Source organism: Mesorhizobium subarcticum (genome assembly GCF_055456085.1).
Genome location: NZ_CM144237.1, coordinates 3,483,537 through 3,497,118, shown reverse-complemented (window position 1 = coordinate 3,497,118; position 13,582 = coordinate 3,483,537). Strand labels below are relative to the sequence as shown.

Below are 13,582 nucleotides of genomic sequence, written 5' to 3'. Positions count from 1 at the left end.
TTCATTGCCCCGCCACACCAGCGGGCATGCGGTTGGGATGCCTGAGATGGGTTGGCGTTATCCCGGTCTGCTGGCGGAAGACGCGGCTGAAATGGCCGGCATTGGTGAAGCCGCAGCGATAGGCGATGTCGCCGATCTGCAGGTCGCTGCCTTCCAGCAGCGACTTCGCATGGTGCACCCTGAGCGCCAGGTAGGCCGCCATCGGGCCGATGCCGAGTTCGGCCTGGAAAAGCCGTTCCAGCTGGCGCCGCGAAGAGTTCAGCCGGTTTGCGATCTCGGTGACTGACAGCGTCTCCTGCAGGTTGCTTTCCATCAACAGAAGAGCCCGCTTGACCGCACGGCTCGATGCGGCTGGGAAGAGGTCGCCGACGGGCTGCACGTCGCGGCTGCTTCTGATGCGGTCGAGCACCAGGATCTTGGCCGCCTTCTCCGCGGCCTTGTGACCGATGAACTGCGACACGAAATGCCCGGCAAGGTCGGCCGCACCCGTGCCGCCGGCGCAAGTCGAGCGGCCGCGGTCGACGGAAAACAGGCTGTCGGCATGCGCGTTAACGTCGGGAAACTGGCTGCGGAAAGCCTTGATGTGGAACCAGCTGACAGCGGCAGCGTAGCCATCGAGCAGGCCATAGCGCGCCAAAACGAAGCTTCCCGTGCATAGCGCCGTCAGCGGCACCCCTTTCTCGGCGGCGCGCAACAGGAAGGCCTCCTTGTCGGAGCTCAGGCTGCGGTTGGTGTCGAGCAGGCCGCCGACCACCACGATATTGTCGAAATCCTCCGGATTGCCGATCGCTTTGGTCGGCAGCAATTCGACGCCGCAGCTCGCCCGGATCGGCAGGCCGCGTTCGCCGACGATCTCCCAGTCGAACTCGATCCTGCGGCTGCGGTCGCCCTCATCGCCCGCCAGCCGCAGCGTGTCGATGAACAGCGACAGCGGCGACAGCGTGAAGTCGCGAACCAGGAGAAACGCAAACCGTCTGGCCATGGTGTATTCGGAACCGTCCCCTCGCCCGTGCTGGAGCCTGTTATCGCCGATGGATATGGTTTGGCACAGGCGCCAGGCCCGCGCTTTTCAGGAGCGGCCACCGGATGTCGGAGATGAGATCGACGACCTCGGCAGGACGTGGATATAGGCTCCGTCGGCCAGGCACGCGTGGAACAAAAAAGCCCGGGCGCCAGGCGCCCGGGCTTTTCCTCAACGGTGATGCGGGTTCAGTTCTTGCCGACGCTGGCAGCCGCCTGCTTGATGAGGCTGGCGACGGCCTGCGGGTCGGAAACATAGACGGCGTGGCTGCCGGGCACTTCGACCGTCGTCGCGCCGGCGCGATTTGCCATCTGGCGCTGTGCCGGCGGCGGGATCATGTGGTCGTCGGTGGCCACGAGATACCAGCTCGGCTTCACCCGCCACGCCGGCTTGGTGACCTTGCCTTCGAGCGCCGGAATACCCCACGGAACCTGCGAGTTGGCCATGAAGGCGGCGAGCGAGGGACGGACATCGGCGGCGAACGCAGCGGCGAACTTGGCCTTGTCGAGCAGCAGGAAGCCGTCGACCGGCGGCAGGATCGGTGGCACCGAAGCACCGGGAGGCGGGTTGGCGATCAGGGTCGCGACCGACTCGCCGGCATCCGCCGCAAAGGCCGCGATATAGACGACGGCGGCCACCTTGGGATCGGTGCCGGCTTCGGACACCACGACGCCGCCATAAGAGTGGCCGACCAGGATGACTTCGCTGGAAGCGCCGGCGATGGCGCGCTTGGTGACGGCGACATCGTCGACGAGCGAGGTCGTCGGGTTCTGGACGATGGTGACGTCATAGCCGTCCTTCTTGAGGATCTGGTAGACACCATCCCAGCCGGAGCCATCGACGAAGCCGCCATGCACGAGAACGACGGATTTTGCTGCAGTGTTGGACATTTCTAGTTCTCCTTTTTAAAGCGTTGATTGAGGGTTGGTTGCGAATTGGTCGGGCGCTTGTTGCAGGAGGACTATGCATCGGCGCGGGAGGCCGCGCTTTCAGGCGACCTTCAGGACCTCTTGATTTTGCATTGATATGGCTTTGATTTTGCGACAACGACGCGGCTAGAGTGTCGGCATATTGGCTGCGGGTTTGGAGCGCGTTGTTTTGCCGTATCATTTTGAGGATTTTGCTCTGGATGGCGATCGGCGCGAATTGCGCCGTGGCAACGATCTGATCCCCGTCGAGCCGCAGGTGTTCGACCTGCTGCAATTTCTGATCCGCAACCGCGAGCGCGTGGTGAGCAAGGACGATCTGGTCGATGCAGTCTGGCAGGGGCGCATCGTCTCCGACGCCACGCTTGCCAGCCGCATCAACGCCGCCCGCAACGCGCTCCGCGACAGCGGCGAGGAACAGCGGCTGATCCGCACCATCCTGCGCCGGGGCTTTCGCTTCGTCGGCACCGCTCGCGAGGAAACCGAGGCGACAAAAGCGGGGACGGCGGGGACTGGAGCGATGGAGGCCGGGGCGATAGCACCAGTGGAGCAGCCGAAGTCCGGCCTCGGCATCCCCGCCCGCCCCTCCATTGCAGTCATGCGCTTCGCCAACATGAGCGGCGATGCCGAACAAGACTATTTTGCCGACGGCATGGTCGAGGACATCATCACCGGTCTGTCGCGGATCCGCTGGCTGTTCGTCATCGCCCGCAATTCCTCCTTCACCTACAAAGGCCGTGCGGTCGACGTGAAGCAGATCGGGCAAGAGCTCGGCGTGCGCTACGTTCTGGAAGGCTCAGTGCGCAAGGTGGGCAGCCGCGTGCGCATCACCAGCCAGCTCATCGACGCCGAAGACGGCAGCCATATCTGGGCCGAGCGCTACGATCGCGAACTGACCGATGTGTTCGCGCTGCAGGACGAGATCACCGTCAGTGTCGTCGCTGCCATCGAGCCCAATCTGCGCCGGGCCGAGATCGAGCGCGTCAAGCGCGAGCGGCCCGACAGTCTCGATGCCTATGATCTGCTGCTGCGCGCGCTACCCGATGTCTACACCTTCATGCCGCTGGGCGCCGCCAAGGGCCTGCCGCTGCTCGATCAGGCCTTGGCCATCGAACCCAGCTACGCGCTTGCGCACGGCTTTGCCGCCTGGGCGCATCAAACGCTGTTCATCCGTGGCGGCTTCCAGGCTGAGCATCGCGACAAGGCAGCCCGCCATGCCCATGCGGCGATCGAACACGGTCCGGGCGACGCCATGGCGATGGCGCTCGCCGGCTTCACCATCGGCATGGTCGAGCACGACCGCAAGCTCGCCGACGCGGCATTCGCGACCGCGCTTTCGCTCAGCGCCTCCTGCGCCTTCGTCTATGCCTTTGGCTGCGTGTCGGTGGCTTATGGCGGCGATGCGCCACGCGCCATCGACTGGGGTGAACAAGCGTTGCGGCTCTCCCCGCTGGATGCCATGAACTGCGTGCCGTATGGCATTATTGGCTTCGGCAATTTTCTCAACGGCCGGCACGAGCAGGCCATAGAAGCAGGCCGGCGGGCGGTGGAGATGACCCCCGGCTTCAGCGTGCTGCACGGATGGCTGGCCGCACCACTGGCCAGGCTCGGCCGGCTCGACGAGGCAAGAGCGTCGGCCGCGCGGCTGCTGGCGCTCGACCCGCATTTCACCATTGGCCGCTGGTCGGCGGCGGTGGGGCTGGCGCCGGAGATTGCCGGTGAGGTCACCGGCGCGATGCGGATGGCGGGATTGCCGGCGTGACACGCGGAAGATTGGAATGAGCCTCACGGCAATCGTCTACAAAAGCATGCTGGCTCTGGAAAAGGAGTTCCCCGGAAATCGCTTCGAGCGCGAACCTATGTCGGGAGAATGCGAAGTCGTCTATCCCGATGGCGCACGCCTGCCTTGGGAGGCCGTGAAAGCGTCCGAGCAATGGCTTGGCAATATCGCCCTTATCGGCCACCTTCGAAGCACGATCGCTGGATATGTCGGCAAGTCATCAGCTCTGGAGCGGCTTGTTCTTTATTCCGGCAGCCACGGCGGAGATGTGATCGAGGACGCGAGCTTTGGTGAACTCGAAGAGGAACTGGCCCTCATTGATGCCAGTCCCGACGAATATATCAGGGAATTCGCCGGACACTTGCGCATACTGATCAGCATGGCACGACAGGAACGGAATCCGATCGTGTTTGTGTGAGCCAGCAATCTAGGCCTGCGGCTCCGTCCTCGATTGCGGGCTGCCTTGCCCAAGGCGCGGCTCTGTCCCAGCCAGCAACCGCCCGATGTTGGCACGATGGCGCGCGATCAAGTAGAGGCCGCCGGATATCGATGCCCCTGAGGCCCGCATAGGTTAATGCTGAAACTTCCTGCCAGCCTGGAAGGGCAAATTTAAGCGTTTGCTACTAGGCTCGATCGATGAGCTATTGTTCAGGAAAGCTATCCGGGTTGAATTGACCACAACGAGATTCAGTCTTGGCCGCGCGAGCCGGGCCATTTTTTCTTCCGCCAACTTGCCGGCGGCGATCGCTTTTGTCGTGCTTCTGGTCTGCGCCGTCGTTGCCGACCAGCAGAACAGAAGGGTCTCCGATCAACTGGCGCGCGCCGACGTGCTGGCCAAGGTCAACATCATTCGCGCCAAGCTCGAAGGCAATATAAAGGGCAATCTTCAGCTTGTTCAGGGGCTGGTCTCGGCCATCGATACGGAACCCTATATGGGCCAGCAGAGATTTGCCTCGCTTGCCCGCAATCTGTTTGCGCAAAAATCGCAATTGCGCAACATTGCCGGCGCGCCCGACCTCGTCATCTCGCTGATGTACCCCATGGAAGGCAACGAGAAGGCGATCGGGCTCGATTACCGCAAGAACGAAGCGCAGCGCATGGCAGCGCTGCGGGCGCGCGACCAGCGCGTGCTGGTGCTTGCCGGCCCGGTCGACCTTGCCCAAGGCGGACGCGGCTTCATCGGCCGCATTCCGGTCTTTGTGCCGACCGCGGGCGGCGGCGACCGCTTCTGGGGCATCGTCTCGGCGGTGGTCGATGTCGACCGCCTCTACACTGCGAGCGGGCTGACCGACCCGGATCTCAGCATCGATGTCGCGCTCACAGGCAAGGATGCGCTGGGCGGCGGCGGCGAACGCTTTTTCGGCGGCGACCATGTCATCGCCGGAAATCCCGTATCGGCCGATGTGCAGCTGCCATCAGGCTCCTGGCAGATCTCGGCCATCCCCAAGGGCGGCTGGCCGGCGGCTCCGAAGAACGAGTGGACCTTGCGGTCCCTTATGTTACTCGCCGGCGCACTGGTGGTGCTGCCGATCATGGTGGCCGGCCGGCTATTCGGCGAAAGGCAGAAGAACTACGCCGAGCTGAGGCGCCTGTCCGGACGCTTGGAACTGGCGCTTGAAGCCTCTGGTATCGGCGTTTGGGAACACGACCTCACCACCAACGAAATGGTGTGGGATGACCGCGTCAACGAAATCTACGGCAAGTCAGCCGACGGCAAGCCGCGCGGCTATGATGACTGGGCGCAGACGATCCATCCTGAAGATCTCGGGCGGGCAAGACAGGACTTTGATTCGGCCTCGGCCAGAAAAGGCCCCTACTCCTCACAATACCGGCTCCTGCGCCCAGACGGCACCGTCCGCCATGTGCGCACGCGCGCAACCTACTTCCAGGACATCGGCGGCACACCCAAGTTGATCGGCGCCGAATGGGACGTAACCAGCGACGTGCTGCTCAACGAAAACCTCATTCGCGAGCGCCAGTTGACGGAATCGAAGAACGCCGAGCTCAATCTCGCCAAGGCACATATTGAGTATGCGGCGCTGCACGATTCGCTGACCGGCCTTCCCAACCGCCGCTATCTCGATGAGCTGCTGGCCGAAAACGGCGAACCGTACCGGCGCACGGCACTGCTGCATCTGGACCTCGACCGCTTCAAGCAGATCAACGACACACTCGGCCACGCCGCGGGCGATGCCATGCTGATGCATGCCTCCAAGGTTATCAAGGCCAATGCGGGCCTTGACGATTTCGTTGCACGCATCGGCGGCGACGAGTTCGTCGTGGTGAGTCGTGGGATTGACGACGACGAGCTCTCGGCGCTTGCCGACCGCATCATCGAGGAGATGCGCCAGCCTGTAGATTATCGCGGCCATCCATGCCGTTTCGGGGTCAGCATCGGCATTGCCGCCAACAGCGGCGTCGACGTGAAGCAGTTGCTGGTCAACGCCGATCTCGCGCTTTATCGGGCGAAAAGTCGTGGCCGCAACCGCTACGAATTCTTCAACGAGGAATTACAGAGCGAGATCGTGCGGACCAAGCAGATCGCCGACGAGATTCTCGGCGGGCTGGAGCGGCACGAATTCATCGCCTACTTTCAGCCGCAGTTCGACGCCAGGACGCTTGAGATCGTCGGCGTCGAAGCATTGTCGCGCTGGAGGCATCCGCGACGGGGCATCCTGGCCCCCGACGCCTACCTCAAGGTGGCCGAAGAACTCAACGTCGTGGCGCTGATCGACCGCATCGTCCTCAAACACGCGCTGGAGAATTTCGAACGTTGGTCGCGCAGTCATCTCAACATCCCGCGCGTGTCGGTCAACGTCTCTGCCAGACGGCTGGAGGACAAGGACCTGATCGAGGGTCTGCGCAAGCTCGCCATCAAGGCGGGAACCGTGTCGTTCGAGCTGGTGGAGTCGATTTTCCTCGATGAAAACGACGATCTGGTCACTTGGAATATCGACCACATCAAGGAACTCGGCATAGACATCGAGATCGATGATTTCGGCACCGGCCATGCCTCGATCGTCTCGCTGCTTAAGCTGCGGCCGCGTCGCCTCAAGATCGACCGCCAACTAATCACACCCATCTCCGGCTCAATGGCGCAACGGCAGCTGGTGGCGTCGATCATCGATATCGGCAAATCGCTCGGCATCGAAGTCGTTGCCGAGGGCGTCGAGACGATGGAGCACGCGCGTATCCTCAAGGAACTTGGCTGTGATATCCTGCAGGGCTACCTTTTTGGCCGCCCGATGGAGGCCAAGGCCTTCAAGGCATTCGCCCAGTCGCGCAAATGGCTGGCCGCGGGGTAGGTGGCCCTACTTCTGGCGTTGCCCTTGGCCGCCGCCCCACCCTGTTGCGGATCAGCCATCATAGCCTTATACAGCCGTGTCGGAAAAGGCAGAGTTGGTTTGGTAAGCCCAACTCCTTTCGCTAGCGAAGTCCTTTCGCTGGGGAAAGCTCTGGTCTCCTGCCTCGTGCATAAGATCCCCACGACGAACATCGGACGCTTGGCGTCCATTTGTTCGTCCGTGTGGTTCTCGAACCGACGAACCGCTCCGGTCGAACACCGACAAAGGAGTCGTTCATGCACCACCCCGTTCCCTATGACGTCGTCATTGCCGGCGCCGGCCCCGTCGGCCTGTTGCTCGCCTGTGAGCTGCGCCTGGCGGGCCTTTCCGTCCTGGTGCTGGAGCAGGCCGAGAATCCCAGCTCGCCGCTGAAGCGGCTGCCCTTCGGCATGCGCGGCCTTTCCGTGCCCACCATCGAGGCCTTTGGTCGTCGCGGTCTGCTGGACGACATCGCAATGCCGCGGCAAAAGCTCGGCTCCGGCAAAGATGGCCAGGAGAAAAAACAGCCACGCCGCCAGGCCGGCCATTTCGCCGGCATCCCTTTCGACCATGACAATATCGACAGCGCGAAGTGGCCCTATCGCCTGCCCGGTCCCGCCGGCACCAACATGGCGGCCGAGATGGAGCATCTGGAAATCGCGCTTGCCGAGCGCGCCGGCGCCATGGGCGTCGAGATCAGGCGCGGCCTTGGCGTCGAAAGCCTCGACCAGTCGGATGACGGCGTCAGCGTTCGCGCCGGCGGCGAGACCTTTCACGCACGCTGGCTCGTCGGTTGCGATGGTGGCCGCAGCACCGTGCGCAAGGCGGCTGGCTTCGAATTCACCGGCACCGATCCCGAGTTCACCGGCTATTCCGTCGAAATCGAGATGGCTGACCCCGACACGCTCGGCCAGGGCCGCGTCTACACGCCGACCGGCATGTATTTTCAGTCGCGCCCCGGCACCATCGCCATGGTCGAATTCGACGGCGGCGCCTTCCACCGCAGCCAGCCGGTCACGCTGGAGCAAGTGCAGGCTGTGTTGCGGAAAATTTCCAGCACCGACGTCACCGTGACGGCGCTGAAGCTCGCCACCACCTGGACCGACCGCGCCTATCAGGCGACGGCTTACCGCAAAGGTCGCGTGCTGCTTGCCGGCGATGCCGCGCACATCCATTCGCCGCTCGGCGGACAAGGGCTCAACCTTGGCCTTGGCGACGCGATGAACCTCGGCTGGAAGCTCGCCGCCACCATCCGCGGCGACGCGCCGGCCGGCCTGCTCGACAGCTATTTCGAGGAACGCCATCCGGTGGGTGCGCAGATCATCGACTGGTCGCGCGCCCAGGTCGCGCTGATGCGGCCGAGTCCGAATTCTCGCGCGCTGGAAGCCATCATCCGCGATCTCATAGCCACGCGCGACGGCGCGACCTATTTCGCCGAGCGGGTATGGGGCATCTCGCTGCGCTACGACTTTGGCGGCAGCCATCCGCTGGTCGGTCGCAGCGCGCCCGACTTCGGCCTGGCCGACGGCACGAGGCTCGGCGAACGCTTGAGGAATGGGCAAGGCCTGCTCCTGGACTTCGATATCAGCCCTGCGCTGCAAGCGCTTGCGAGCCGCTGGAGCGGACGGTTCACCTATGTCGCCGGCAATGCCCGGGAGCGGTTCGGCCTGAGCGCCCTGCTCGTGCGCCCCGACGGCTTCGTCGCCTGGGCCGCTGATGCCGAGCCTGATCTGGAGAGCGCTGCTCAGGCTGCCGCGCGATGGTTTGGCGAATCCGAATAGGATCGACCGTCCTCCGCCTCCACATGACAAAGGAACTGTTCGAGCCTGATTTCGGTTGTCCGCTGTGCGAACTATGGTTCCACGAAGACACCAGATGAGCGAAAAGGACACATGGCAGACAAGAAGCGCGGTTCCCTGCGCAAGATCGTGAGCGGCATCGTTGCGGCAATTGCCACCGCTCCCGATCGCAAATCCGAGCGCGGCAAAACGTCGGTGGTCGCCGAATGGCCGCTGCCGCCATCGGCAACGCTTGGGTCCGCCATGCGCCTGAAGGGCATCGAACGCGAAATCCGAGCCCGCTTGCCATGGGTGGTGCGGAAATTCGCCAAGGCAGAGACCGGCCGCATTGTCTTGCGCATGCTGAAGAAAGACGCGGATGCGTTCGAGGCTGCCTCGGCAACCATCTCCAGGACGCTGGAGGCCATCGAAGCCCTGCCCGTGCTGCCGCGCGAGGCTGAGGACATCCTCACCATCTCCGCCCGCGAGCGTCACAAATGGCTGAGGGATGGCCGTCTGAAAAGTATCGGCACCCGCACCGTCAAGATGCGCGGCCGATCCAAGGCCGTCACCTTCCATGTCTTTGATCCACGCCATATCGAGGACATTCTCGATCGCGATCTGGCGACAGGCTGGCGGGAGGAGGATGCGCTGGAAGTCACCGAGAACAGGCGGCGCGGCGCCGGCAAGGCCGCGCTGACGCGCGCGGGAAAGCGGGAGCGCACGGCCCGCAGCGCCAGGAAATCGGGGAAGGATGACGCTCCGCAGCCAAAATTGGAAGGCTGGGATACGTTCGAGGCGGAAGGCCTGCTGCGCTAAAAAAACGAGACAGCTTGTCGGTTATTGCCCCGGTCGTTCGTCCTCTGTGTGCAAGCACCAAAACTGGACACCACGCGGAGCCTTTCCATGATCCCCACCATCACAGCCTTTGAACGATCGCCCGACGGCGGCAAGGGACTGGCGCGCGATACGCGCGTTCGCTGGGCCCTCGAAGAAGTGGGCCAGCCCTACGAGGTTCGGCTTGTTTCCTTCGCCGGGATGAAGGCGCCTGAGCACCTGGCCATCCATCCCTTCGGCCAAATCCCCACCTATGAGGAGGGATTTCTCAGCCTCTTCGAGACCGGGTCGATCGTCTTCCATCTTGCCGAGCAGCATGCGGGCCTGCTGCCCCGGGATCGCGATGCCCGCGCCCGTGCGATCACCTGGATGTTTGCCGCGCTCAACACCGTCGAGCCGCCGGTCCTCGATTTGACGACGGCCAGGATCTTCGAAGCCGACAGGCCCTGGGCCGAGCAGCGCCTGCCGCTGGTGAAGGACCGTATTCGCGCGACGTTGGACAAGCTCTCGGCCTATCTGGGGGCCGCAGAATGGCTTGATGGCGCGTTCAGCGCCGGCGATCTGTTGATGGTCTCAGTCCTGCTTCGCCTGAGAATGTCAGGCATTCTGGACGAATATCCAAACCTGGCTGCCTATGTGGCCCGCGGGGAAGCCCGGCCCGCCTATGCCAGGGCCTTCGCCGCGCAACTGGCGATCAATGCCCCATCAAAGAGCTGACTTTATCGAAACGGATCAGCGTTCCTGCGACCAGGCCCCGAGGCCAGCCATGTCTGTCAGACGGATTGCTGCCAGCGTATCGATCTCCCTGGAGATCGGCGTCTGCCGGGTGATCTGCACTTCGGGCTCGCTCTTGGCGGTGGTGAAGCGGGCTTGGCCAATCATGGCTCGAACGGCGGTCAGCATGTGCGATGTCCCTTTGCTTGTCCTGAAGCCAAGAACTTGACCGAGCCGTTTACGTTCCAAGGGCTGGTGACAAAAACGTTCGAGCCCAAAGCTTCTACGCTGGGGCCGATTCATTTCGGCGCCGGCACCGGCTGCAAGAGCCAGTTTAAACGTGGGCCAAAGCAGGCTCTGAGCTCTTATGGCTAAGGGTACTTCTATGGCTATGGATATTGCGCCTTCGCAACCGCCGGACCCAAATCGCCTTCCAATTCTTTTGGCAGCGGCAGGCTCGAGCATTGCAGGTGCACGTTGCGGGCGAACAGCTTTCGATGCTTCTGCTCGGCCTCCTTGGTAGCCGCTATGATGCCCAGCCCATACGGGCCAAGTGCCGCGAACTCCCAGCCCGGATGCTGTTTCTCGCGAACCGCGTAGTCCGAAGCCGCGGTGCGGGCCTGCTGGCATTGCGGCGACGCCCATTTCGGGTCTTGCTGCGAAAGCGAGGCGCCATAGTCGACTGGAGAGGTCGCGCATCCGCCCAATGTCGCGGCCAATGCGGACATGGCAATTTCCAGCCTAATTCTCATTCGAAGCCCTTCCCCCTCAGTTGCATCATCTTAGATTCCGCATGGGCGCAGCGAAATGGGGGATGCCAAGAATCTGGCAGGGCCCGCGGTGCCAATCACGTATACGCGATATCAAGCCCTGGCGCTTGCCTTCGGCTCCGCTTCGTGGCGATAACCAGATTCAGGCCGCATGCCTGGAACCAAATCACTGCCGAGACTGTTCAGTTGAAACTTTGACACGACGCTGACATCCCAGCCGGCAAAGCGGCCACCTTGAGGAGCTCCCCATCATGAACATTTCGTCCGGATTTCGTAAAATCGCGGTTGCCGCCATCGCCACTGCCGGCATCGGCTTTGCCAGCGCGGCACATGCCGACAGCGGCACGATCCGATTTGCCGTCTACAAGGCTGCCTTCTTCGTCGGCGGCTCCGGCGGCGAAGGCACTTTCACCTTCCACGGCAAGTCGTATCCAATCTCCATCGGCGCCGTTTCGGGCGGCCTCGCCTTTGGCGTTTCCAAGACCTATTTCCACGGCACGGTGCGCCATATCAGGCGCGCACGCGATGTGACGGGCGTCTACGGCGCGGCGGGTGGCGGCGGCACGATCGGCAAGGGCGCCCAGGTCATCGTCATGACCAACGACAAGGGTGCCCAGCTCGAACTCACCGGCAAGCAGGTTGGCCTGCAGGTCAACGCCGATCTCAGCGGCTTTGCCATCTCGATGAAGTAAGGACCTCGTCCCTTTCAGGGGCAGGCTGAACACAATAAAGGGCGGCGTCGGTTCGACGACCGCCCTTATTGCTAGCTCCGCAGGCCCGGCGCTTCCTGCCCAGTCCTCTCGACATATTCCGTATAGCCGCCGCCATAGGTGTGGATGCCTTCGGGCGTCAGTTCCAGAACGCGGTTCGACAGCGCTGCGAGGAAATGCCGGTCGTGCGAGACGAACAGCATGGTGCCTTCATATTGCGACAGCGCCTCAATCAGCATCTGCTTGGTGGCAATGTCGAGGTGGTTGGTCGGCTCGTCCAGGACCAGAAGATTGGGCGGGTCAAACAGCATCAGCGCCATCACCAGCCGCGCCTTCTCGCCGCCTGACAGCACGCGGCATTTCTTCTCGATCTCGTCGCCGGAAAAGCCGAAGCAGCCGGCAAGTGCGCGAAGCGGCGCCTGGCCGGCCTGCGGGAACGCGTCTTCCAGCGTCTGGAACACGGTGCGCTCGCCCTCCAGCACTTCCATGGCGTGCTGGGCGAAATAGCCCATCTTCACGCTCGGTCCACGCGCCACCGTGCCGGTGTCGGGATCGGAAGCACCCGCCACCAGCTTCAACAGCGTCGACTTGCCGGCGCCGTTGACGCCCATGATGCACCAGCGCTCACGGCGACGAACCTGAAAGTCCAGCCCCTCATAAATGGTGCGGCTGCCATAGGCCTTGTTGACGTTCTTGAGCGTCACGACATCCTCGCCGCAGCGCGGCGCCGGCTGGAACTCGAAATTGACGATCTGGCGGCGCTTGGGCGGCTCGACGCGGTCGATCTTGTCGAGCTTCTTCACCCGGCTTTGCACCTGTGCGGCATGCGAAGCGCGCGCCTTGAAGCGCTCGATGAAGGCGATCTCCTTGGCCAGCATCGCCTGCTGGCGCTCGAACTGCGCCTGCTGCTGCTTGTCGGCGATCGCCCGCTGCTGCTGATAGAATTCGTAGTTGCCGGAATAGGCAGTCAGCGAGCCGGCATCGATCTCGACGATCTTGTTGACGATGCGGTTCATGAACTCGCGGTCGTGCGAGGTCATCAGCAGCGCGCCGTCATAGCCTTTGAGGAACTGTTCCAGCCAGATCAGGCTTTCCAGATCGAGATGGTTCGATGGTTCGTCGAGCAGCATGACATCGGGCCGCATGAGAAGAATGCGCGCCAGCGCCACGCGCATCTTCCAGCCGCCGGACAGCTTGCCGACATCGCCGTCCATCATTTCTTGGGAAAAGCCCAGGCCATCCAGCACCTCACGCGCCCGGCCGTCCAGCGCATAACCGTCAAGCTCCTCGAAACGGTGCTGCGCCTCGCCGTATTTCTCGATGATCTCGTCCATCCTGTCGGCCTGGTCGGGATCGGCCATGGCCGCTTCCAGCTCCGCCATCTCGGCCGCCACGTCGCTGACCGGCCCCGCACCATTCATCACTTCGGCGACAGCACTGTGGCCCGCCATGTCGCCGACATCCTGGCTGAAGTAACCGATGGTGACGCCGCGATCGACCTGCACCTGGCCTTCATCAGGCTGCTCCTGGCTGGTGATCATGCGAAACAGCGTCGTCTTGCCGGCGCCATTGGGTCCGACAAGGCCGACCTTCTCGCCCTTCTGCAGGGAGGCCGACGCCTCGATGAAGACAAGCTGACGGCCGTTCTGCTTGCTGATGCTTTCAAGTCTGATCATGCGGTTTCCGGACTATGCCTGCGCTGAAATGATTTGCCCGGCGCCTT

The 13,582-nt window shown here is 63.1% G+C and carries 12 protein-coding genes and 1 pseudogene; 7 read left to right on the top strand and 6 right to left on the bottom strand.

The genetic code is table 11. From position 1 onward, the window contains the following. Window position 1: 1 nt before the first annotated feature. Window positions 2–982 carry a GlxA family transcriptional regulator gene (locus tag ACZYHG_RS17105; RefSeq protein WP_464609549.1) on the bottom strand — a complete coding sequence of 327 codons (981 nt, stop codon included), beginning with the start codon at window positions 980–982 and terminating at the stop codon, window positions 2–4. A 227-nt stretch (window positions 983–1,209) separates the two neighbouring features. Next, complete coding sequence (locus ACZYHG_RS17100) at window positions 1,210–1,911, bottom strand: alpha/beta hydrolase (protein WP_464609548.1); 702 nt, start codon at window positions 1,909–1,911, stop codon at window positions 1,210–1,212. Window positions 1,912–2,119: 208 nt separating this feature from the next. On the opposite strand from ACZYHG_RS17100, the gene ACZYHG_RS17095 reads away from it, so the two are divergent. Both ACZYHG_RS17095 and ACZYHG_RS17090 read left to right on the top strand, forming a co-directional pair. Further along, window positions 2,120–3,709 (top strand): winged helix-turn-helix domain-containing tetratricopeptide repeat protein, encoded by a 1,590-nt coding sequence (locus ACZYHG_RS17095; RefSeq protein WP_464609547.1) that lies wholly within the window; start codon window positions 2,120–2,122, stop codon window positions 3,707–3,709. Between the two features lie 16 nt (window positions 3,710–3,725). Beyond that, window positions 3,726–4,145 carry a hypothetical protein gene (locus tag ACZYHG_RS17090; protein WP_464609546.1) on the top strand — a complete coding sequence of 140 codons (420 nt, stop codon included), beginning with the start codon at window positions 3,726–3,728 and terminating at the stop codon, window positions 4,143–4,145. 9 nt (window positions 4,146–4,154) lie between these two features. Here the strand turns inward: ACZYHG_RS17090 and ACZYHG_RS17085 are convergent. After that, window positions 4,155–4,274 (bottom strand): annotated as a pseudogene (locus ACZYHG_RS17085) (glycerol-3-phosphate 1-O-acyltransferase PlsY); the annotation flags it as partial. Window positions 4,275–4,398: 124 nt separating this feature from the next. Between ACZYHG_RS17085 and ACZYHG_RS17080 the strand changes: the two are divergent. The 4 genes from ACZYHG_RS17080 to ACZYHG_RS17065 all read left to right on the top strand — a co-directional run bounded on the left by ACZYHG_RS17080 (window position 4,399) and on the right by ACZYHG_RS17065 (window position 10,382). Then, window positions 4,399–7,032, top strand: a complete 2,634-nt coding sequence (locus ACZYHG_RS17080) for a bifunctional diguanylate cyclase/phosphodiesterase (protein ID WP_464609545.1) — start codon at window positions 4,399–4,401, stop codon at window positions 7,030–7,032. A gap of 275 nt (window positions 7,033–7,307) precedes the next feature. Next, window positions 7,308–8,831: an FAD-dependent monooxygenase gene (locus ACZYHG_RS17075; protein WP_464609544.1), complete on the top strand. Its 1,524-nt coding sequence runs from the start codon at window positions 7,308–7,310 to the stop codon at window positions 8,829–8,831. A gap of 111 nt (window positions 8,832–8,942) precedes the next feature. Further along, complete coding sequence (locus ACZYHG_RS17070) at window positions 8,943–9,647, top strand: hypothetical protein (RefSeq protein WP_464609543.1); 705 nt, start codon at window positions 8,943–8,945, stop codon at window positions 9,645–9,647. A gap of 87 nt (window positions 9,648–9,734) precedes the next feature. Then, window positions 9,735–10,382: a glutathione S-transferase family protein gene (locus tag ACZYHG_RS17065; RefSeq protein WP_464614710.1), complete on the top strand. Its 648-nt coding sequence runs from the start codon at window positions 9,735–9,737 to the stop codon at window positions 10,380–10,382. Window positions 10,383–10,397: 15 nt separating this feature from the next. Here ACZYHG_RS17065 and ACZYHG_RS17060 read toward each other — a convergent pair whose 3' ends face one another. Together ACZYHG_RS17060 and ACZYHG_RS17055 are read right to left on the bottom strand one after the other, a co-directional pair. Then, entirely contained in the window at window positions 10,398–10,568 is a 171-nt protein-coding gene (locus tag ACZYHG_RS17060) for a hypothetical protein (protein ID WP_464609542.1), read from the bottom strand. A 200-nt stretch (window positions 10,569–10,768) separates the two neighbouring features. Beyond that, window positions 10,769–11,131, bottom strand: a complete 363-nt coding sequence (locus ACZYHG_RS17055; RefSeq protein WP_464609541.1) for a hypothetical protein — start codon at window positions 11,129–11,131, stop codon at window positions 10,769–10,771. 269 nt (window positions 11,132–11,400) lie between these two features. Here ACZYHG_RS17055 and ACZYHG_RS17050 point away from each other — a divergent pair, with 269 nt between their 5' ends. After that, window positions 11,401–11,841, top strand: a complete 441-nt coding sequence (locus ACZYHG_RS17050) for a hypothetical protein (protein WP_464609540.1) — start codon at window positions 11,401–11,403, stop codon at window positions 11,839–11,841. Between the two features lie 71 nt (window positions 11,842–11,912). Here ACZYHG_RS17050 and ACZYHG_RS17045 read toward each other — a convergent pair whose 3' ends face one another. Next, window positions 11,913–13,535, bottom strand: a complete 1,623-nt coding sequence (locus tag ACZYHG_RS17045; protein ID WP_464609539.1) for an ABC-F family ATP-binding cassette domain-containing protein — start codon at window positions 13,533–13,535, stop codon at window positions 11,913–11,915. Window positions 13,536–13,582: the final 47 nt, after the last annotated feature.